Here is a 19,611-nt window from a genome sequence, read left to right as displayed (position 1 = left end):
GCATATAGCGTAAAAAGTGCCCCTTTGCGGGCATGACGGGCACGCCATGCAGTGCTATAGCCCGAAGCATGACGGAAGACCCGCCTTTTAGCCCGGCGCTGCTGCCCGCAGGCTTTGTAGATTTTTTAACGCCCGATGCCCGAACCGAGGCAGAAGGCGTTGCCACGCTTATGGACGTGTTTGCATCCCACGGATACGACCGCGTGCGGCCTCCTCTTATAGAGTTTGAGGACACGTATCTGGCGGGTGCTGGTGCGGCCCTTGCGGAACAGAGTTTCCGGGTGATGGACCCGGATACTCGCCGCATGATGGTGCTGCGCCCCGATATTACGCCGCAGGTGGCCCGTATGGCAGCAACCCGTGTGGCTAGCACGCCACGTCCGCTGCGTGTTTCTTACGCCGGTGTGTGTGTTGTGGTGTCCCCCGTGGCTGCGGAAGAAAGCAGCCGCCAGATTATGCAGACGGGTATCGAACTGATAGGCCCCGATTCGCCAGAAGCGGATGCGGAGGTTATGTCTGTTGGGGCGGAAGCGCTTGAGCGTCTGGGTGTGAAGGATGTTTCCTTCGATCTCACCATGCCGCCATTTATTCCAGCATTGCTGGAAGAAGGTAACGTGCCCGAAGCGCAGCGCGCCGCCCTTATGCGTGCGCTGGATCGTAAGGATTCCGCTGCCGTGGCCGAACAGGGTGGCCCACTGGCAAGCACGCTTATTGCATTGCTGGAAGCAACCGGGCTGGCAGAACATGCGGTGGCCCGGCTGATTGAAATTACCTTGCCGCCCAAGGCCCGTGCTGTTCTGGACCGTTTGGTAGATACCGTGGCCGCCCTGCGTGAGCAGTGCCCCAATCTGCGCATGACGGTAGATCCGGTAGAGTTTCGGGGCTGGAAATACCACACCGGCGTGTGTGTCACGCTGTTTGCCGTTGGCCGCTCGGAAGAGCTGGGGCGTGGTGGCCGTTACCTGTGTAATGATAATGAACCCGCATGTGGGCTGACATTGCGGCCAGATGTGCTGTTCCGCATGATTCCGCCTACACCTGCCCGCCCACGTGTTTATGTGGCGCCGGGGGCAGATAAGCGGGAGGCCGCACGCCTGCGCACGCAGGGTTACGCCACGCTGGCGGCATCTTCTCTCACCGTAGAGCCAGAGATTGAAGCACGCCGTTTGGGTTGCACCCATGTGTTGCGTGGCACCGTTTGCACGGCCTTGTCATGATTTTTCCCCCGGAAGGGGCTTTTTCTCTTTCAGTTAGCGGCAAGATTCTTTCAGGAGCACACCATCCATGTCCAACGTAACCGTGATTGGCGCCCAGTGGGGTGATGAAGGCAAAGGCAAAATTGTAGATTGGCTTGCTAGCCGGGCCGATATTGTTGTGCGCTTTCAGGGTGGGCACAATGCCGGACATACGCTGGTTGTGGGCAATCAGGTTTACAAGCTTTCTCTGCTGCCTTCTGGCGTGGTGAACAACAAGCTGGGCATTATCGGCAACGGCGTGGTGGTGGACCCGCAGGCGCTGCTGGCGGAAATTGGCCGTATTCAGGAACAGGGGCTGGAAGTTACGCCCGATACGCTCAAGATTGCAGAAAATGCACCGCTGATTCTGCCTGTGCATGGTGCGCTGGATCGTGCGCGTGAGGCTGCGCGGGGTGATCGTAAAATTGGCACCACAGGCCGTGGCATCGGCCCCGCGTATGAAGATAAAGTGGCCCGCCGTGCTATTCGTCTGTGTGATCTGGCCGAGCCGGAAACGCTGGATTGGAAGCTGGATGAACTGCTGTTGCACCATAACACCCTGCTGGCAGGGCTGGGTGCACCTGTATTCACCAAGGAAGAACTTCTTACGTTCCTGACAGATATTGCCCCTAAAGTGCTGCCTTATATGGCCCCCACTTGGGATATTCTGGATGATGCCCGCCGTGCGGGCCGCCGTATTCTGTTTGAAGGTGCGCAGGCCGTGATGCTGGATGTGGACCACGGCACCTATCCGTTTGTTACCAGCTCCAACACTGTGGCTGCCAATGCAGGTACGGGTTCTGGCATGGGCCCAACGGCCGCGGGTTTTGTGCTGGGTATTGCCAAGGCTTACTGCACCCGTGTGGGTGAAGGCCCGTTCCCCACAGAACTGCATGATGAAACAGGCCGTCGCCTTGGTGAGCGCGGGCATGAATTTGGCACCAACACGGGCCGTGCACGCCGTTGTGGCTGGTTTGATTCCGTGCTGGTGCGTCATGCTGTGCGCGTTGGCGGTATAAATGGTTTGGCACTTACCAAGCTGGACGTGCTGGACGGTCTGGATGAAATCCGGGTTTGCGTTGGGTATGAGCTGGACGGGCAGAAGGTCGAACGCTTCCCGTCTGCACCAGCAGCGCAGCAGCGTGTGCGGCCGGTGTATGAAACTCTGGAAGGTTGGAAGGAAACCACCCACGGTGCACGCCGCTGGGCAGACTTGCCAGCGCAGGCCATTAAATACGTGCGCCGGATTGAAGAGTTGGTGGGTGCGCCTGTTACCCTGCTTTCCACGAGCCCAGATCGGGATGATACTATTCTGATGCGTGATCCGTTTGAAGATTGATCTAGTTGCCAGAATATTTGTAACAAAAGGGCCTTCTCCATAAGGGAAGGCCTTTTTTTGTTGCAACTTTATGAGGGTTTCACAAAACTTTCATACGGGTACTTTTTGCCCGATATATAAGCGGTTTTCACACATAATCCCTTTCTTGCGAGGTGGTGGGACGTTGTTTTTTGCTGTGAGAACCCCCTATCTTTCAATCATGTTACAAAAAGCAGGGAAAGCATGAATAAGGCAGATCTTCTGGTGGTTGAGGATGATCCGGCACTCTCCCGGCTTATCGGCTACAATCTTGAAAAACAGGGATACGCAGTCCGTGTTGTAGGGGATGGTGAGGCAGCGCTTGAAGAAGTGCGCCAAAAACGCCCTGATCTGTTGTTGCTGGACTGGATGCTGCCGGGTATTTCCGGCTTAGAAGTGTGCCGCCAGCTACGGGGACAGCCCAAAACAGCGACGCTTCCGATTGTGATGCTCAGCGCACGTGGAGAAGAAACAGATACGATCCGCGGCTTAGATACTGGGGCGGATGATTATCTTGTAAAGCCTTTTAGCATGGAGGCATTGTTTGCGCGTGTAAAAGCCATGCTGCGCCGCCTGCCACCAGCAGATAAAACATTACGATTTGATACACTGGTGATGGATCGGGTGAGCCACAAGGTGGAACGTGGCGGACGCTTGCTGGCGTTAGGGCCAACAGAATATCGGTTGCTGGAATTTTTTATGCTTAACCCAGGTAAAGTTTTCTCGCGCGAGGAACTTTTGAAACATGCTTGGGAACGCAGCTCTTTTGTAGAATTGCGTACGGTAGATGTGCATATTCGTCGCTTGCGGCAAACCCTGAATGAAGGAGATGAGCAAGATCTTATCCGTACAGTGCGAGCCAGAGGGTATGCGTTGGATCTGCCACAAGGCTAAGCAGGGTAAATTTTCGGCATGGTTGCACAGGCATGGCTGATAATGGGGGAGGGGGCCATAGCTGGTGCAGCCATGGCAACTTTGGGTGGCATGGTGCTTGGGCGTATGCGTGCTTCTGCAAGCCATGTGCCTGTTCTTGCACGGCGTAGCCCTAGTAAGGAAGTTTCTCAACCCTGTCTAGAACAGGTTATGGCCTGCCTGCCTGCTGCCATGTTGGTAATAAATGAAACACGCGGGTTGTGTGTGGTTTCCAAAATGGCTGAACAGCAGTTTGATGGAGACCTTGGCAGTATAGTCCGCCATCCGGCGTTTCAGGCCAAGCTGGATGTGGTGCTTGCGCAAAAGGTAGGAAACACACCATCGGGCCGTGTGCGTGTTATTCTGGATATTCCACGGTTGCGAGTGGTTCAGGCTGTTTTGCAAAAACAAAGCCTGCCAGCAGAGTTGTTGCCAATAAGTATGCGCAGGGAAAACACAGCACCCAATGCACAAACAACATTGGTGTTTGTTGATCTGCATGATGAAACAGATGCTGTTGTTGCGGAACGTCAGCATACGGATTTTGTGGCATTTGCCAGCCACGAGCTACGCACACCTTTGGCAGCTTTGCTGGGGTTTATAGAAACTTTGCAGGGGCCAGCTGCAGATGATCCATTAGCGCAAAAAGAGTTTTTGGAAATTATGTCTCAGCAGGCCAAGCGGATGCAAAACCTGCTGAACAGCTTGCTTTATCTTTCCCGCGTGCAAATGCAGGAACACCAAAAACCGCGTGAAGCAGTGTGTCTGGCTGATCTGTTTGAGCAATGCCAGACAGAAGGAGATCTTCTGTCTGCCGGTTTGCCGGTTAAGGTTGATGTACAGCCGCCAGAAAACAAGAGCTGGCAGGTTGCAGGGGATGAAACGCAGCTTTTACAGGTTGTGGTTAATCTTGTTGAAAATGCTATAAAATATAGCCTTGTTTCAGAAAAAACAAAGTCCGGTAAACTTGTATCTATTACCATAGCCTGCCATCAGGCAGAGGAAGATCAACGTTGGCCGAGCACTGCGGGTATTGTGCTGAGTGTAACGGATAACGGCCCCGGTATTCCGGCCCGACATCTGGCACGCTTAACAGAACGGTTTTACCGCGTGGCTAAAACTGCGGCCGCTGTGCAGGGCAGTGGGTTGGGGCTTGCTATTGTGCAGCATATTGTCACCCGGCATGGGGGACGGTTTGTGGTGGAAAGCGCAGTGGGCCAGGGCACATCCTGCCATATCTGGCTACCGCTTTTGCCATGGGTGGCTGATCCTTCATTAAACTGTCACCAAACTGTCTTGCAGCCGTAACCCATTTTTGCATTCACTCCCTTACGAAGCAAAAGCGGCATGTACTGGTGCCGTTATGTGTTGATGCTTAGGGATGCTCCCCAAAATGCGTTTTTCTTTTCGGTCTGAAACCTGTGCTGCTGCGGTTGCCTGCTTGCTGGCAGCTGTACCCTCTTTTTCTCACGCACAAAGTGTAACTGGTGCGGGGTCCAGTTTTGCTGCCCCGATTTATGAGGCTTGGGCCTCTGCCGCCAAAGCAGATACAGGTGTTAATGTAAATTATCAGACTGTAGGTTCCAGCGCTGGGCAGAACCAGATTTTGGCAGGCACGGTAGATTTTGGGGCATCTGATGCGCCTATGGATGCCAAAAAGCTGGAAAGCGCCCATCTTTTTCAGTTCCCCACTGTTATGGGCGGGATTGTGCCGGTTGTGAACATTCCGGGCATTAAGGCAGATGTGTTGGTGCTGAGTGGTGATGTGCTGGCCGCCATCTACTCTGGTGATATCACCAGTTGGAATGATCCAAAAATTGCAGCACTTAACCCCGGTGTTTCTCTGCCAGATACGGCAGTAGCGCCTATCCATCGTGCAGATGGGTCTGGCACAACATTTGTGTTCACATCCTACCTCGATCAGTCTTCCAAAAATTGGCATGATCAATACGGTGCAGGCACATCTATCAGTTGGCCGGGTGGCTTGGGCGCACGCGGGAACGATGGCGTAGCCGCTACCGTACAGAATACGGAAGGTGGCGTAGGGTATGTGGAATATGCCTATGCCAGCCGTAACCACCTTACCACCATCCGCCTTAAGAACAGTTCTGGTCAGGCTGTAGCAGCCTCTCAGGCCAGCTTCTCTCAGGCAGCAGAAGCAGCAGATTGGAAAAATGCTTCGCATTTCTCTGTTAATTTGCTGAACACTTCTGGCGCGCAGGCATGGCCAATTGTTTCTGCCACGTATGTTCTGGTTCCACTGCCTGCACGTAATCCCGCGCGTGATGAAGCTGTAAAGCGCTTCTTTATCTGGGATTTTGCAAAGGGTGATTCCATTGCAGCAAAGCTTGATTACGTGCCGTTGCCCAAGGCTGTTAAAGATAGCATCCAATCTGCATGGCAGGCTGGTAAATAAGCTTTTTATTTCAATAAGATATTTTATTATGGAAAGCGGCCCCTTTGCGGGCCGCTTTTTTCATGAAACTGTCATGAAACCATCATCTAAGCGTCACGCACAAAAAGTTGGAATAAAGTTATTCACCACGCATCGCTCCTCTTCTGTTTTGGAATGGCCATGATGCGTCGTTGTTCACCGCTTCTTCCATCTTTTGCGTTTGCTTCAATTTTGATGTCTGGAATTGCCCCAGTGGCCGAGGCTTCCAGTTCAGATGATGCCCAGATCCGTGCATTGAAAGCCGAAATGGCTGAAATGCGGCGTGAAATGATGGGGCAGATTACACATCTTAAATCTCAGATCGCCCAAAATGAAACACGGCAAAGGGGCCCTGCTTCACGTCGTGCTACACGTACAACGGCACAAAATGGGTATAAGTTCCCGGAAAAATATGCTGATAACGATGTAGATCCTAACGTAAAGTTTGGTGAACAAACACCACGCAAAAATATTCTGCTGAACAACGGTGTGGGCACGCCTCCTTCTGATCGCGGCATGACGACATCTTGGAAGGACTTCAAGGCCGCAACGCAAAAGGATGAAAACGTGCACGTTGGGGGCATGATCATCGGCTTTCCCAAAGGGCGTTTTACGGTTGCATCAGAAGACGGAGCTTATGGCCTGTCTATTGGTTTGGCATTTCATGAAGACTTTGGTGGCTTTATGGGCATGTCTCCGCGCCGGGGCGAAACCAAAGGTGATTTCTCAAGTTTCACAGAAAATGCACGCCGCCTGCGTATTCCATTCACCTTCCGGTATAAAGATTGGGTGGCAAACATTACGCCTGATTTCGGGTCTGGCAGTGCGGACGGATCGGATGGTCTGTATGAAGCCAACCTGAACTACACCGGCCTGCACAACACGATTCTAACAGTAGGTTATTTTCAGCCACGTGTGACGGAAGAAGATTCCGAAAGCTCCAACGATTTCGAAATGATGGAACGTCCTGCCATCACGGATATCGTGCGTAACATTGCCGCAGGCGATGCCCGCTTTAGTGTTGGTGGCTTGCATTATGAAAAACGCTGGTGGATTGCAGGGTATTTCACTGGTCAGACATTTGGTAACCGTGCCAAGGATACCAATATTGGTGATAGCCAGACCGGTGGCACCTTCCGTGTTGCCGGGCGCCCCTATGTTTCTAAAGACATAGATGTGCATCTGGGCCTTTCCGCCATTAGCGCATTCAAGGTGAATGATGGCACCAATGGCCGCACATATACCTTTAAAGAAGCCCCGGAAGTTAACCTAACAACAACGGCACTGCTGAACACAGGCGCGCTGCGCAATATCGGCTCCGTATGGTCTGCTGGGCCGGAACTGGGTTTCCGCTGGAAAAAGCTGGTGCTGAAGGGGGAATATTACCACATCGGCGTGACGCGCAATCAACAGCAGGGTGGGCAGTCTCTGCCATCTCTGTCGTTTGAAGGTTACTATGGCGCAGCTAACTATACGCTGTTTGGCAAGCCCCGTATGTATAATGAAAAAGAAGGCGCGTTTTCTGCTCCGGGTGTGGAACACGAATTTGATCCCGCACACGGTTACTGGGGCGCGCTGGAACTTTCTGGCCGTTACAGTGTGGCTGATTTTGATGATACGGCAAACAGTGTGCGCGGTGGCCGCCAAACGGTATGGTCTGGTGGGGTGAACTGGTATCCCAACCGCCACTTCCGTGTGATGCTGGACTTCAACCACTTTATCGTAACGCGTAATAGCCAAGCCTATAACATTCTTGGCCGTGATGGGAATTCTGTGGCTGCCCGTGTGCAGGCCGCATTCTAAATCCGATATTCTGCCATTAAAAAAGGGATCATTCCGAAAGGAACGATCCCTTTTTGCTATTATCAGCCCACAAAACGCGTGTGAGCTAAGATAAAGCGTAGTTTTTACTGCTGCGGCATATAACCAGCATTGGGGGCAGGCAGCACGTTTTTGTAGGCAACCATGCAGGCTACATACGCATTGTTGTACTGGGTCTGAATGCCACCTTGCTGGCTGTTGGAATAAGCACTGCCACCAAGGCCCCCACCCAAAGCACCTGCGGCTGCACCAATACCAGCGCCTGTGCCACCACCAACAGCAGCCCCCAAGCCTGCGCCCAGCGCAGTGGTTGCCAGTCCACCATAGAGGGCCTTCCGATTCTGGCTACCTGCCTGACCATGCACAGCAGCAGCCGCCTGAGAGCGGCAGAAATTTTGTTCCTGCAAAAAGGTGCCGTAATCTTTGCCGGGGCCGGGCAATACCTGTGCGGTAGGGCCCATAGGTGTTTCAGCGCAAGCTGCAAGCAAAAGAGCCGGCAGGAAGGCAAACGCCGCTTTATGAAGCTTCATGTATATTTGTCCTTTGTATATAAGCCATGATACATGCGTATATATGGTAGATAATCATGCCATTTTTAAGGAAAAGAAAGAATGAAAATATGATCAAGCAGAGTTTTCTTACAAGATAAACAGCTCAGCAGTCATTAAAAAATAAACTAGCCTTACTTCCGTTTGAAACGTTGGCTCTTTCTGTTATGCAAACGTTTATTCTAATAACAAAAAATCAATATGAAAGACTTACGAATGAATGCCGTAGTTAAACTGTTTATTGGATGTGATCCAAACGATTGCGACCTAGAACAGTTAATGGTGTTACACTATAGTATTACAAAATATAGTAGTCTGCCGGTTGATATTACTTTCATGCAGCTTACGCGTGATCCTTCGAGTTTCTGGTATTCTGGCTTTAAGCCGGAAGAAGGCTGGAACACGACGGAATGGCCAACGCCGTTTTCTGGCTTCCGTTGGGGTATTCCTGCCTATTGTGGCGGCAAGGGGCGTGCGCTGTATATGGATGCTGATATTTTTGCCCTTTCAGATATCGCAAAGCTATGGAACCTGCCTATTCCAGAAGGCAAGGTGATGCTGGCATCTGGCCAAGGGCGAGATTTGCGGCTGGGCACCCTGATGTGGGATTGCGAAGCCGCCATGAAGCTTCTGCCCCCGTTAGCGGAAATTAAAAAAGACGCATCGGCTCATAAAAAGCTGAAAACGTTTTTTGAAAAGCATCCCAAATATATTCAGCCACTAGATCCCGCCTTTAGCAATCTGGATGGCGATGGCATGCCGTTGGAAGCGCTAAAATTCCTGCATTATTCAGATATGGGTACGCAGTTTTCCCATAAATATTCTTTGCAGCGATTAAATGGTGAAGACCGCAAACACTGGTTTGATGGCACAATTTACAATCATCCGCGCCCGGATCTGCAACAGAAGTTTGATGAGCTTTATAAGGAAGCACTGGAAGCCGGGTTCAGCCTAGATACCTATCGGGTAAAAGAACATTTTGGCGTTTTACCCAAAAAAACGCAGGTGCGTTACAAGGGTAACAAAATTACGCGCTCGTTATTTCGGTTTCTTAAACCGATCAAGTAAAACGCTTTGGCCTATGCACTGGTGTTCCGATGCATAGGCTATCCTGCGTTAATGTTGTGGCACGTGTTGGCTTAAGTTTTCCAGCCAGCAGGTTTCGTTTTTGGGTTGGTTACAAAGTGTGCTGGTTAAGGGCAGGGGCGCACCTTGCCCCGGAACGTTGTCTAGCTTCAGGCCATCTCGCAGTTGGGCGAGAGATTGATGGAAAACAGCAAAGCGGATTTCTTTGCGTCCATCAGGGTGCTTCCATGTTTCAAAAGCCAGTGTTGTATCTGGGGCTGTGGGGTCTGGTTGGTCTGTAAAGGTCCAATCCAGCCCAAATAGCGTTGTCAGCATGTCCAACGTGGTATCGTGCCCGGCAAACATAACCACACGGGCTTGCGTAGGCAGCACATTGCCATCTGGCAAGGTCAGGGGCTGTTCATTCAATAGTGTTAGAATAGCTTGGGCCAGTTTGCCGCCACGTGGGATGGCAATGGCAGGGGCGCGGCGCATACGCGCACTTTGATAATTATGCACAGGCAGAACACTGTTGAGCGTATGCACGGCATCTGTATTTGCTGCGGTTATGGAAGAAGGGAGCCCCTGCGCATATTCCAGCAACAGGGCTTCTGAAACAGTAGAACCTAATGCCAATCCGTTTTCTGCATGAGGCGCACCTTTTTTCCATGAGAGGGGTGCATGCTTGAAAAAACATGGGGTTGCGCCCGTGGTGCATGCGCTAGGGGCGAACAGAGTCTGCAAGGTTTGGACGCCGGATTGCACAGGTGGCGGCAGTTGCGTATCCGGCATGCGTTCTGGATCTAGGGCTTTTTCAACGTCATCTGTGTCCAGTGTCGTTTTTTTAGCGGCTAAAGCGTTAAACAGCAGATCATGCGTTTTGGCAGGCATGGAGCGGGCCTGTGTCTGGCATCCATCGCTTAATGCAGCAGCCAGAATATCGCCACTGTGCTGCGTGCGGCTGCTGGCGGAATCTGCCCATATAAAAGCTGGTTGTTCTGGCAGGCAACGGGCCGCAGCATCTCTGCTGGCAATGTGGTAATAGCTTTTTAAAAATTGCCCCATAAGGCCAAGATCAAACTGGCCATGTGCTGTCATCTCACCAGGGGGCACAGGCCATGGTGTCCATGTGTGGCGGGTCTTTTTTTCTAGCTTGTCTAAAGGTTTTGTTGGGCTGCGGATTCCGTGGCGGGAAACCAGCACAACCCGTTCTAATGTCGCCTCAGAGGTATTTGCCTGTGCAGCGGATGCTTCTGCAATAGCGATTGTGGGTGAAAAGGCTGAAAGTGAAGTGCCCAGAAGGCAGGCAAGAAGCAAAGCGGAGGAACGGAAATAGGAAAAATTCATGAGGTCTCGGTCATACGTGTCACAAGCAACTGGTTGATACGGAACCCTTCCACATCCACCACTTCAAAGCGGAAACCAGCAGCATCTACCCGGTCTGCCTTACGGGCCATACGGCGCAGACGGTGCATAATAAAGCCGCCGATTGTGTCAAACTGCTCGCTATCGGGCAAATCCAACACATGCAGTTCTCGGATAACATCCCCAATCGGGGCTGCGCCATCTACCAGCCACGAGTTTTCATCACGCTTTACAATGGCTTGTTCTTCAAACGGGCTGGCCAACCCATCCATCAGCACGCCCATAATGTCTTTAAAGGTAATTAGCCCCACAACCAGCCCATATTCATTAACTATCAGGGCAAAGCCGGTGCCGTGGGTATCAAACTGGGCCAGCGTATCCCAAAGGTTGAGTGTTTCGGGAACAGAGAGAACTTCACGCCGCATCCGGGCAATGGGGTTGCTGTGGGGGCGGCCAGAAGGCGCAATGGAAGGGTCCACCACAGATGCCAGAACGTCTTCTGCACGGATGGAGCCAATAACCTTGTCCAATCCGCCGTTGCACAGCGGATAGCGGGAATAAGGATTGGTGCGTACCTTCTCGTGGTTATGTTCGGGCGTGTCCTGAATATCCAGAAAGATAATTTCATCACGCGGTGTCATGGCGGAGGTAACGGAACGTGCCTGTAGGGCCAGCACGTTCTCAATCATCTGGTGTTCCTGTTGCAGCAGCACGCCGGATGCCGTGCCAGCGGCCAGAATGGCGTGCAGGTCTTCCGGTGTTATGGGTTCCACCGCAGAAGCAGCCGGGATTTTCAATGCATGCAAAATGGCATCAGAAATTTTGGAGAAAATCCACACAAACGGATACAGCACCCGTAGCGCCACGCGGGGGAACCACCCAACCGCCATGGCTACTTTGTCCGGGTTGTTCATGGCAACGCGCTTGGGCAGCAGATCTGCAAACAGAACAAAGGCGCCGGTTACAAAAATAAAGCTGAAGGTGGAGGCCAGATTTTGTGCCCACCAGTCTGACATACCCCAGCGGCTTAAAAATTCGGTTACAGGCGGGGTGAACATTTCGGAGCTGGCAATACCGCCCAGAATCCCCACACCGTTCAGGCAGATCTGGATGGCAGTCATAACCTGTCCGCTGTTACGGCGCAGGGCCAGAAAGGCCTGTGCACGTTTATCTCCGGCTTCTGCACGACTGCGAAGCCTGACCTCCCGCGCAGCTGCGAAGGATATCTCGGAAAGTGAAATGAGGATGCTGACAGCAATCAGCAGGACAAGGGTCAGCAGACCCATAATAAACAGGAACAAGAGAACGTCCGAAATAAAGTGAAACCTGTAATGGTGGTTTCATCTATACCCGCAGGCCGAACAGATACCTAGTTTAATTTTTGATCCCAACCGGAATGAGAAGAAACTTCAAAATACTGTCATGCAGGCACAGATGGGCTTTGCAGGCGTTGGTGTAATGCGTACCGTGCCCCAAATTTTGGCCGGTTGATGGGTGGCAAAAGCTTAACCAGCGGTGAAAAAAACATGTTTAAAGCCCTGTATGTAGAAAAAACAGCATCTGGCCAGCAGGTTACGCTGCGCGAACTGGCAGAAGCAGATCTGCCGGAAGGGGATGTAACAATTCGGGTGCAGTGGTCATCCCTTAATTATAAGGATGCGTTAGCACTTACAGGCAAGGGCCCGATCATACGCAACTGGCCTATGGTGCCCGGTATTGATCTGGCCGGTCGGGTAGAGGCTTCTGCCCATCCTGCGGTTCCTGTCGGGCAGGATGTTATTGTAACCGGTCATGGCTTGGGGGAAAGCCGCTGGGGAGGTTTTGCCCAATTGGCCCGTGTGCCGGGCTTATGGGCGGTGCCGCAACCATTGGGGTTGAACGGGCGGCAGGTTATGGCGCTTGGCACGGCTGGCTTTACAGCCATGTTATGTGTGCAGGCCCTTCAGAGAGAAGGGGTGGAACCCGCAAGTGGGCCGGTGCTGGTAACAGGTGCGAGTGGCGGGGTTGGTAGCGTGGCTATCATGCTGCTCTCCCGGTTGGGGTATCAGGTTGTGGCGGTAACCGGGCGGTTGGAGGAACAACCTTATCTGCACAGTTTGGGAGCTGCGGAAGTATTGCCACGCGCGCATTTTACTACGCCATCCCGCCCGTTGGAAAAAGCCCGCTGGGCAGGTGCCGTTGATGTTGTGGGAGGGCAGGTTTTGGCCTCTGTTTGTGCAAGTATGCGCCCACAAGGGGTGGTAACAGCCTGCGGGTTGGCCGGAGGGATGGATTTTCCCGCAACAGTGGCCCCATTTATTTTGCGAGGCGTTACCTTGGTGGGCATTGATAGTGTGCAATGCCCCCGGCGGGAGCGCCAGGATGCATGGGCGCGTCTGGCTGAACTGATACCCCCCCGGCAGCTTGATGACATGGTGCGTGAGATTGATCTGGCGGAAGCGCCGCAGGCCGCAGATATGCTTCTGGCTGGCCATGTGCGGGGGCGGCTGGTTGTACGCATTCCCTAAGCCAAAAAGTTAAGATGCCGCCCTGTTCTGTGTATTGGGTGGCTGGTATTGCGTCAGCACGCCACCGGGCTGGAAGATATAGATGGTATCCGCATGTGCGATGGTTGCCGGGCGATGTGCAACCATAATGCGGGTTACATTCATGTCGCGCAGGGCTTCGGCTACCCTGCGCTCGGTAAGTTCATCCAGATGGCTGGTGGCTTCATCCAGAAACAGGATTTCAGGTTTACGATAGAGCGCACGCGCTAGAATGACACGCTGCTTCTGTCCGCCAGAAAGCCCGCTGCCCATATCACCTACCAAGGTTTCAAACCCCATGGGCATGCGCTTGATATCATCAATAATGGCTGCGCGGGTGGCACATTCCACCAGCCATGCTTCATCCACCTGTTCGGAGAATCCGCTGATATTGTCGGCAATGGAGCCGGAGAACAGGCCATCATCCTGCAATACTCCAGCAATGCGGTTGCGATAGCCTTCAAGCGTCAGGCTTTCCAGATCCGCGCCATCCAGCCGGATGCTGCCTTCCTGTGTTTCCATCAGCCCCATCAGAGCTTTGAGAAAGGTAGTTTTGCCACAGCCTGAAGGGCCAACTATGGCCACACTGCTGCCGGCTGGCACTTCTAGCGAGATGTTGCGGAAGATCCACGGGTCCTGTGTGCCGTAGCGGGCAGATAGGCCGGAGCAACTGAGCGTGCCACCGGCTGGTTGTTCATCCAGACGGGGCGGAGGAATGGCCGCCGTGGTACTTGTGGCTTCCGGGTCTGTCATCACAATGTCAGACAAGCGGTCTGTTTGCACATTGAGCATGCGTATCTGGAAGCCGCTGCTGATCAGGTTGCCAATGCGTGTGGTGAATTGATCTTTGTAGGAGAGAAACGCTACCAGCATACCAACTGTCATGTGGCCGCTCATTACTGCGCCTGCACCCAGCACCATCATAATCAGACGGTCGGCGCCAAAAATCAGATCGCCCATGCGGCCATAAATCAGATCATACCGTTGCAGGCGCAGGCGGATGTTAATGCTGTCCACTAAAAGGTTTAGCCATGTGGTGCGGCGGCGCTCACGCAGGCCCAAAAGCTTCACGCTGGCCATGCCGCGTAGGGTTTCTATAAAATGGCTTTGCTGGCAGGCATCAATAACAATCTGTTCTTCAGATGCCTCGCGGTAGATGCGGTAGGTGATCAGGCGCAAGAGCACATCCAGCCCTGTGGCCACCATAGCCACCATGCCCAGCCAGCCACCATAAATAAACAGCATGATGGCCATTCCCACAGCCATCAGCCCATCCATGACTGTTTGCACCATATCGGTGGTAATGGTTTTCTGGATGGTGCCCAATGCGTTAAAGCGCGAGAGCACATCGCCCACATGGCGTTTGGAGAAGTAATCCAGCGGCAAGCGGGAGAGGTGGTCGAACAGGCTGGTATTCCATTGCAAGCCAACTCGTGTGCTCAGGAGCAGCACGGCCCATTGTCGTACGCAGCCAATAAGCATCTGCAAGAGCAGAAGCAGGGCCATGCCACAAGCAATGGTGATAAGCAGTTCGTGATCAGCCGTTACCACCACTTCATCAATCACTACCTGCGAAACCATGGGCATGACTAACGCAATAACTTCCAGCCCAAGGGAAAGCGCCCCCAGCACCATCAGCGCCGGGCGCAGCCCTGCGACATGGCGGAACAGATCGCGCAGGCGTAGAGTTTCACGGTCATCCTCGCGGCGGAAGCTGTCATTAGGGGTGGCTTCTAGGGCAATGCCCGTAAACTCGCGTGAGACTTCGCCCATGCTGAGCGTGCGGCGGCCCACTGCTGGGTCATGAATGGTAACTTTGTTGCCCTTAACCTGTGTAAGCACCACAAAGTGGTTCATGCTCCAGTGCAAAATGCAGGGCATGCGCAGGTTGGGCAGATCTTCCAGTTCCAGCCGCACGGCGCGGGTAGATAGGCCCACCGTATCGGCCGTAGCGATAAGATCGCGCAGCGTAACACCTTTAACAGATATGGAATAACGCCTGCGCAGCGTGGCTAGATCAATCTGGTTGCCATAATGGCCCATAATCATGGCCAGGCAGGCCAGCCCACATTCCGCGGCTTCTACCTGCAAGATGACAGGAGTGCGCGAACGCCATCCGAATTCAAGGGATTTGAGGGTGATGCCCATTACCTCAATCCTCCGCTCACGGCGTAAAAATCATCACGCATGCTGATAACGGGATCGAAAATCCACTGGTAGAGCCTGCGGGTATCAATGGCGATATCGGCTTCCACTTCCATGCCCGCTTCAAGGGGTTTGTGTTGGCCATAGGCTTCTACAAATTGCTGATCTGGGCGCACACGAATGCGATAGATATCCTGCCCCGGATTTTGCGATTGTGTTTTGTCTTTGTCTGAAGGAGCGGCTTTCTGGCCTGTGCCATCTGTTGCCGTTACGGGTGCGCGCGTGATCTCACTGACATGGCCGCGGTACAGGCCAAAGCGCTGATAGGGAAAGGCCGCATAGCGCAGCAAAACAGGTTCGCCCTCATGCAAAAACCCTATAGAAGCAGAGCTAACATACAGTTCAGCCTCTAAAGCATGGCCTGTGGGCAATAGGGTGAGCAGGGGGGTGCCGGAGGAAACCTGTTGGCCGGGATTAACGCGGACAGCAGTAAGGGTGCCATCATCTGGGGCCAATATAATACTGCTCTGGTGGCCTTCGCTTTCGGCAATCTGTTGGTCAATCTGGGCAATTTGTTTATCTAGGTCGTTCAGATCGTGCGCCAGTTGGCCATCATAGCGGATCAGCTTTGTGGTAAGGTCTGCAATCTTTCCTTCTGTATCTGTATAACTTTGCAAAAACTGTGCGTGACTGCTGAGCAGTTGGGCATAGGTATAAAGTTGGCTCTGGAATTGTGTTTCTGTTACCAAATGCGCGGATTGTGCTGTTTGCATACGGCGGACGGCAGCTTCCACCACGGGCAGCACATGGGCATCATTATCAAGCTGGTGCCCGATATGTTGGTGTTGCTGGTTAAGATAACGGATTTGGGTTACCATAGATTGTTTTTCTACGGGAGCATCCTTGGCACGAATGTCCTTTTGCTGCTGCAACAGATCACGCTGGTGGCGCAGTTGAGAAAGAATATGCTCCTGCGTAGGGCCTGATGCGGATGTGGCTTCCAGATCTATCGTGAACAGCACATCACCTTTTTTAACATGGCGGCCTTCTATGGCGTTTTGCCGGGCTATGGTGCCAGTTGTATTGGCGTTAACGGTAATGAGGCCTGAAGGAGGAACCATCAATCCGGTGGCATGCACACGCCGGGTATAAACACCCCAGATGGTGTAGAGAATGGCCAGCATCACAAGGGCGAGCGTAAACCACGCCGCAATTCGGATGGAAAGCGGTTGAGAGGCCTGAACCTGCCCAAGCCATGATTGGCGCCGCGCGTCTAGAACCTCGCGCCTAAAAAGGTTCGAACTCATGCAGGCTTTTTTGAAGAGTGCAAAGTTTTACCACTTAGTGTTTTTGTAAAATAACCAGGCAGCTTTTTGAAAACCGCCTGGAAATTCCTGAAATTAAACTTTCAGAATGTCACCCAACAGGGAGGTTACGCCATTGGTTGTGGCGTCCAGACCCGTCAGCAGGCCATCAGCAATCGTGGTCACGCCGCTTGTTGCAGCAGGAACCAGAGCATTAACCGTGCTGTTCACGCCGCCAAGAATGGTAGCCAGGCCAACATCCAGACCAGCCAGTGTGTCTGTCAGTGTGGTACCCAGAGCATCGCCCAGCGTACCGCCAGCAACCATAGCGATTTCGGAATCGTTCAGAGTTTTCATAGGTTTTCACCTTAGACCAAGAAAGTTGTGCCATTGCGGCAAACCTATATTCTGGCAAAATATATTTTCTGACAATAGTATAGTAAAGTAAATAACAGAAGAACACTTAAGAAATTAGACAAATAAAAAATTATATATTACACAATGCGTATTTATTTTGTTCACTAATACTTATCAAAAATAAATAATCAAATCAGGTATGTGATTTTTGCATTCATGAGCGCAGATAAAAAACTCTTACATTTTGATGTGTTTTCATGAAATTTATATGGTGATTCTCAGATGTCAGATTCAAATACTATAGAAATTACCTTACCAGATCAGGATGTCTCTCTTTCTGGTGCATCTGCAATGACGGGTTCTAATTATTATAAAATTAGCAATCCATCTGATTATCATTTTACATTAGATCTTTCGATTACCACATCTGATTTATACGCAACGTATGATCCAACAAATAAAGAAACAATTATCAGCACGGATCTTAACGCAGGTAGTGGTTATACAAACCAGAACCTTTACGTTGTGATACCAGATACAGCTACAGTTAGTAATCCGTTAAACATTACGCATAGCTTATCTGGGGCGTATCAAGTTACAAATATTACAACAGATGGGACGTATAGCGATACATTTGCGTGTTTTTTGAAAGATTCATTCATAAAAACAGAAAATGGATATGTGCCGGTGCAGGATATTGTCCCCGGTAGAATGATTTCTGTTTTTATGGATGGTAAAGAAGAACAAAAAGAAGTTGTATGGGCCGGAACAGCACGTGTTGTTGTTAATGGCAATTTGCCAGAAGATCAGGCCGGATATCCTGTACGTGTTTTAAAAAATTCTATTTCAGAAAACGTACCTTTTAAAGATATGTTGATAACATCTGAACATTGTCTGTTTGTGGAAGGAAAGTTTGTTCCTGCCCGTATGTTGGTAAATGGTCGATCCATTTATTATGATACAAGCGTGACATCTTATAATTACTACCATATTGAAACGGACAAACATTCCGTTATCATGGCAGATGGTATGCTGACTGAAAGCTATCTGGATACAGGAAATCGTCGTAACTTCCAGTCGGCTGGCAAAGTTATCAGAATTGGTGGCAAACAGAAAAACTGGCAGCAAGATGCCGCTGCGCCATTGGGTGTTCAGCGTGAGTTTGTTGAACCAATTTTTCAAAAAATTGAAGAAAGAGCAAAAAATCTGGGAATTGAAAATCGCGCAGAACCAAAGGTTCTTATTGAAGATCCAGATATTAAGCTCATTACAAATGCTGGGGCGACTATTTACCCTTTCAAAAAATCCGAGAACACTTACAGCTTCATGCTCCCAGCAGGGGTGGAAAGTGTGCGTGTGGTTTCTCGCTCCAGCCGTCCTTGTGATTCTATCGGCCCGTTTGTAGATGACCGTCGCCAAATGGGTGTTGCTGTTGGCAAAATCCATTTTGGTTCTATCCGGGCATCACAGCAGGTTACGGAGCATCTGGCGGCCTCTAAGCCAGAAGGGTGGCATGATATGGGGTGGCAAGATTGCGCATGGACAGATGGCAATGCCCTTTTGCCACTGCTTAACATTGCTACAAACAAAATGGGTATTCTCAGTTTAGAAATTCGAGCATCCGGCCCGTATGTTGTGTGTGTCGATCAGCAGGAAGATGTAGCGCTGTCAGCATAATTTCTGCGGCAAGGTTTTTGCCCGGCTTAACAAAAAAGCCCCAGCATCCTAAAAATGGATGCTGGGGCTCTAAATAAAACTTCGTTAGAAAAAGTGGAAGGCTTTAAGCTTCTAATCCACCATCTACCGGAATGGCCGCGCCTGTAATGTATTCAGCCTGTGGGCTGGCAAGAAAGGCAACTGTAGAGGCAATATCCGCCACCGTGCCATAAGCACCGGTCGCCACAAAGCTGCTGATCAGTTTTGCAACTTCGCCTTCAGCCGGGTTCATGTCCGTATCAATTGGGCCGGGTTCTACCACGTTGGCTGTAATGCCTTTTGGCCCAAGATCACGCGCAACAGCCTTGGCAAAACCGCGAAGCGCAGCTTTTGTTGTGGCGTAAAGAGAAATACCGGGGAAGGGCGCGCGTGCACCAAAAGCAGAACCTATAAAAATAAGGCGGCCACCTTTTTGCATGTGCTTTGCGGCTTCTGCTGTTTCAATCATAACAGCACGCACATTCAGGTTGAGAACTTTTTCAATATCTTCAACGCTGGTTTCATGAATTGGGCCGTAAGGGAACATGCCCGCATTGCACACAAGCGCATCAATACGGCCAAAATCTGCAATGGTTTTGGCAATAACAGCCTTGTTGCCTTCTACCGTGGCTCCGTTGGCTTTAATGGTGATTGCCTTGCGGCCCAGTGCACGCACCTTTTGGGCAATTTTTTCAGCAGCATCTGCACTGTTGGCGTAAGAGAGGGCAATATCGTAGCCATCTTTTGCCAGAGCCTCAACAATAGCGGCACCAATGCCTCGGCTTCCGCCGGTTACAAGCGCAACACGGTTGCTCATAGTTTTTAACCTTTCTTTTGTTTTGTGTGGG

At 51.6% G+C, this 19,611-nt stretch carries 16 protein-coding genes; 9 read left to right on the top strand and 7 right to left on the bottom strand.

The genetic code is table 11. The annotated features are described in order from the left end of the window. Positions 1–32 precede the first annotated feature (32 nt). The 6 genes from FKW19_RS00725 to FKW19_RS00700 all read left to right on the top strand — a co-directional run bounded on the left by FKW19_RS00725 (position 33) and on the right by FKW19_RS00700 (position 7,741). The gene (locus FKW19_RS00725; RefSeq protein ID WP_006116862.1) at positions 33–1,217 is read left to right on the top strand and encodes an ATP phosphoribosyltransferase regulatory subunit; all 1,185 of its coding nucleotides are present in this window, start codon (positions 33–35) and stop codon (positions 1,215–1,217) included. Positions 1,218–1,284: 67 nt separating this feature from the next. Next, entirely contained in the window at positions 1,285–2,574 is a 1,290-nt protein-coding gene (locus tag FKW19_RS00720; protein WP_006116863.1) for an adenylosuccinate synthase, read from the top strand. A 222-nt stretch (positions 2,575–2,796) separates the two neighbouring features. Further along, the gene (phoB, locus tag FKW19_RS00715) at positions 2,797–3,486 is read left to right on the top strand and encodes a phosphate regulon transcriptional regulator PhoB (protein WP_063353408.1); all 690 of its coding nucleotides are present in this window, start codon (positions 2,797–2,799) and stop codon (positions 3,484–3,486) included. An 18-nt stretch (positions 3,487–3,504) separates the two neighbouring features. Beyond that, a complete protein-coding gene (locus tag FKW19_RS00710; RefSeq protein WP_089178467.1) occupies positions 3,505–4,812 on the top strand; it encodes a cell wall metabolism sensor histidine kinase WalK in 1,308 nt (435 codons plus the stop codon). A gap of 73 nt (positions 4,813–4,885) precedes the next feature. Next, positions 4,886–5,920 carry a phosphate ABC transporter substrate-binding protein PstS gene (pstS, locus tag FKW19_RS00705; RefSeq protein ID WP_082823102.1) on the top strand — a complete coding sequence of 345 codons (1,035 nt, stop codon included), beginning with the start codon at positions 4,886–4,888 and terminating at the stop codon, positions 5,918–5,920. A gap of 153 nt (positions 5,921–6,073) precedes the next feature. After that, a complete protein-coding gene (locus tag FKW19_RS00700) occupies positions 6,074–7,741 on the top strand; it encodes an OprO/OprP family phosphate-selective porin (protein ID WP_063353411.1) in 1,668 nt (555 codons plus the stop codon). A 104-nt stretch (positions 7,742–7,845) separates the two neighbouring features. Here FKW19_RS00700 and FKW19_RS00695 read toward each other — a convergent pair whose 3' ends face one another. Next, a complete protein-coding gene (locus FKW19_RS00695) occupies positions 7,846–8,289 on the bottom strand; it encodes a glycine zipper family protein (protein ID WP_006116868.1) in 444 nt (147 codons plus the stop codon). 219 nt (positions 8,290–8,508) lie between these two features. On the opposite strand from FKW19_RS00695, the gene FKW19_RS00690 reads away from it, so the two are divergent. Further along, positions 8,509–9,375 carry a glycosyl transferase gene (locus FKW19_RS00690; protein WP_116100328.1) on the top strand — a complete coding sequence of 289 codons (867 nt, stop codon included), beginning with the start codon at positions 8,509–8,511 and terminating at the stop codon, positions 9,373–9,375. Between the two features lie 48 nt (positions 9,376–9,423). Here the strand turns inward: FKW19_RS00690 and FKW19_RS00685 are convergent, their stop codons facing one another. Both FKW19_RS00685 and FKW19_RS00680 read right to left on the bottom strand, forming a co-directional pair. Continuing rightward, positions 9,424–10,719 carry a histidine-type phosphatase gene (locus FKW19_RS00685; RefSeq protein ID WP_089178468.1) on the bottom strand — a complete coding sequence of 432 codons (1,296 nt, stop codon included), beginning with the start codon at positions 10,717–10,719 and terminating at the stop codon, positions 9,424–9,426. Next, positions 10,716–12,038 carry a hemolysin family protein gene (locus FKW19_RS00680; protein WP_006116871.1) on the bottom strand — a complete coding sequence of 441 codons (1,323 nt, stop codon included), beginning with the start codon at positions 12,036–12,038 and terminating at the stop codon, positions 10,716–10,718. Before FKW19_RS00680 ends, FKW19_RS00685 begins: the two co-directional genes overlap by 4 nt. A 225-nt stretch (positions 12,039–12,263) precedes the next feature. Here FKW19_RS00680 and FKW19_RS00675 point away from each other — a divergent pair, with 225 nt between their 5' ends. After that, positions 12,264–13,244 (top strand): MDR family oxidoreductase, encoded by a 981-nt coding sequence (locus FKW19_RS00675; RefSeq protein ID WP_089179868.1) that lies wholly within the window; start codon positions 12,264–12,266, stop codon positions 13,242–13,244. Positions 13,245–13,253: 9 nt separating this feature from the next. Here FKW19_RS00675 and FKW19_RS00670 read toward each other — a convergent pair whose 3' ends face one another. The 3 genes from FKW19_RS00670 to FKW19_RS00660 form a co-directional block, all read right to left on the bottom strand. Then, positions 13,254–15,410 (bottom strand): peptidase domain-containing ABC transporter, encoded by a 2,157-nt coding sequence (locus FKW19_RS00670; protein ID WP_089178469.1) that lies wholly within the window; start codon positions 15,408–15,410, stop codon positions 13,254–13,256. Beyond that, positions 15,410–16,714 (bottom strand): HlyD family secretion protein, encoded by a 1,305-nt coding sequence (locus FKW19_RS00665; protein WP_089178470.1) that lies wholly within the window; start codon positions 16,712–16,714, stop codon positions 15,410–15,412. Before FKW19_RS00665 ends, FKW19_RS00670 begins: the two co-directional genes overlap by 1 nt. A 93-nt stretch (positions 16,715–16,807) precedes the next feature. Further along, positions 16,808–17,068 carry a hypothetical protein gene (locus FKW19_RS00660; RefSeq protein WP_006116875.1) on the bottom strand — a complete coding sequence of 87 codons (261 nt, stop codon included), beginning with the start codon at positions 17,066–17,068 and terminating at the stop codon, positions 16,808–16,810. Between the two features lie 282 nt (positions 17,069–17,350). Here FKW19_RS00660 and FKW19_RS00655 point away from each other — a divergent pair, with 282 nt between their 5' ends. Then, complete coding sequence (locus FKW19_RS00655; RefSeq protein WP_089178471.1) at positions 17,351–18,745, top strand: Hint domain-containing protein; 1,395 nt, start codon at positions 17,351–17,353, stop codon at positions 18,743–18,745. A gap of 103 nt (positions 18,746–18,848) precedes the next feature. Here the strand turns inward: FKW19_RS00655 and FKW19_RS00650 are convergent, their stop codons facing one another. Then, complete coding sequence (locus FKW19_RS00650) at positions 18,849–19,580, bottom strand: SDR family NAD(P)-dependent oxidoreductase (protein ID WP_089178472.1); 732 nt, start codon at positions 19,578–19,580, stop codon at positions 18,849–18,851. Positions 19,581–19,611 lie beyond the last annotated feature (31 nt).

Origin of the sequence: Acetobacter sp. DmW_125128 (genome assembly GCF_008704325.1) — a bacterium.
In the GTDB taxonomy this organism is placed as follows: Bacteria; Pseudomonadota; Alphaproteobacteria; order Acetobacterales; family Acetobacteraceae; genus Acetobacter; species Acetobacter oryzifermentans.
This window is presented reverse-complemented; position numbering and strand designations above follow the sequence as displayed.

Excerpts from the sequence above, each read along its gene's own strand:
- FKW19_RS00685 (WP_089178468.1), bottom strand. The coding sequence starts at position 10,719 with ATGAATTTTTCCTATTTCCGTTCCTCCGCTTTGCTTCTTGCCTGCCTT.
- FKW19_RS00700 (WP_063353411.1), top strand. The coding sequence starts at position 6,074 with ATGGCCATGATGCGTCGTTGTTCACCGCTTCTTCCATCTTTTGCGTTT.
- FKW19_RS00720 (WP_006116863.1), top strand. The coding sequence starts at position 1,285 with ATGTCCAACGTAACCGTGATTGGCGCCCAGTGGGGTGATGAAGGCAAA.
- FKW19_RS00675 (WP_089179868.1), top strand. The coding sequence starts at position 12,264 with ATGTTTAAAGCCCTGTATGTAGAAAAAACAGCATCTGGCCAGCAGGTT.
- FKW19_RS00650 (WP_089178472.1), bottom strand. The coding sequence starts at position 19,580 with ATGAGCAACCGTGTTGCGCTTGTAACCGGCGGAAGCCGAGGCATTGGT.
- FKW19_RS00710 (WP_089178467.1), top strand. The coding sequence starts at position 3,505 with ATGGTTGCACAGGCATGGCTGATAATGGGGGAGGGGGCCATAGCTGGT.
- phoB (WP_063353408.1), top strand. The coding sequence starts at position 2,797 with ATGAATAAGGCAGATCTTCTGGTGGTTGAGGATGATCCGGCACTCTCC.
- pstS (WP_082823102.1), top strand. The coding sequence starts at position 4,886 with ATGCTCCCCAAAATGCGTTTTTCTTTTCGGTCTGAAACCTGTGCTGCT.
- FKW19_RS00660 (WP_006116875.1), bottom strand. The coding sequence starts at position 17,068 with ATGAAAACTCTGAACGATTCCGAAATCGCTATGGTTGCTGGCGGTACG.
- FKW19_RS00665 (WP_089178470.1), bottom strand. The coding sequence starts at position 16,714 with ATGAGTTCGAACCTTTTTAGGCGCGAGGTTCTAGACGCGCGGCGCCAA.
- FKW19_RS00725 (WP_006116862.1), top strand. The coding sequence starts at position 33 with ATGACGGGCACGCCATGCAGTGCTATAGCCCGAAGCATGACGGAAGAC.
- FKW19_RS00655 (WP_089178471.1), top strand. The coding sequence starts at position 17,351 with ATGTCAGATTCAAATACTATAGAAATTACCTTACCAGATCAGGATGTC.
- FKW19_RS00695 (WP_006116868.1), bottom strand. The coding sequence starts at position 8,289 with ATGAAGCTTCATAAAGCGGCGTTTGCCTTCCTGCCGGCTCTTTTGCTT.
- FKW19_RS00670 (WP_089178469.1), bottom strand. The coding sequence starts at position 15,410 with ATGGGCATCACCCTCAAATCCCTTGAATTCGGATGGCGTTCGCGCACT.
- FKW19_RS00690 (WP_116100328.1), top strand. The coding sequence starts at position 8,509 with ATGAAAGACTTACGAATGAATGCCGTAGTTAAACTGTTTATTGGATGT.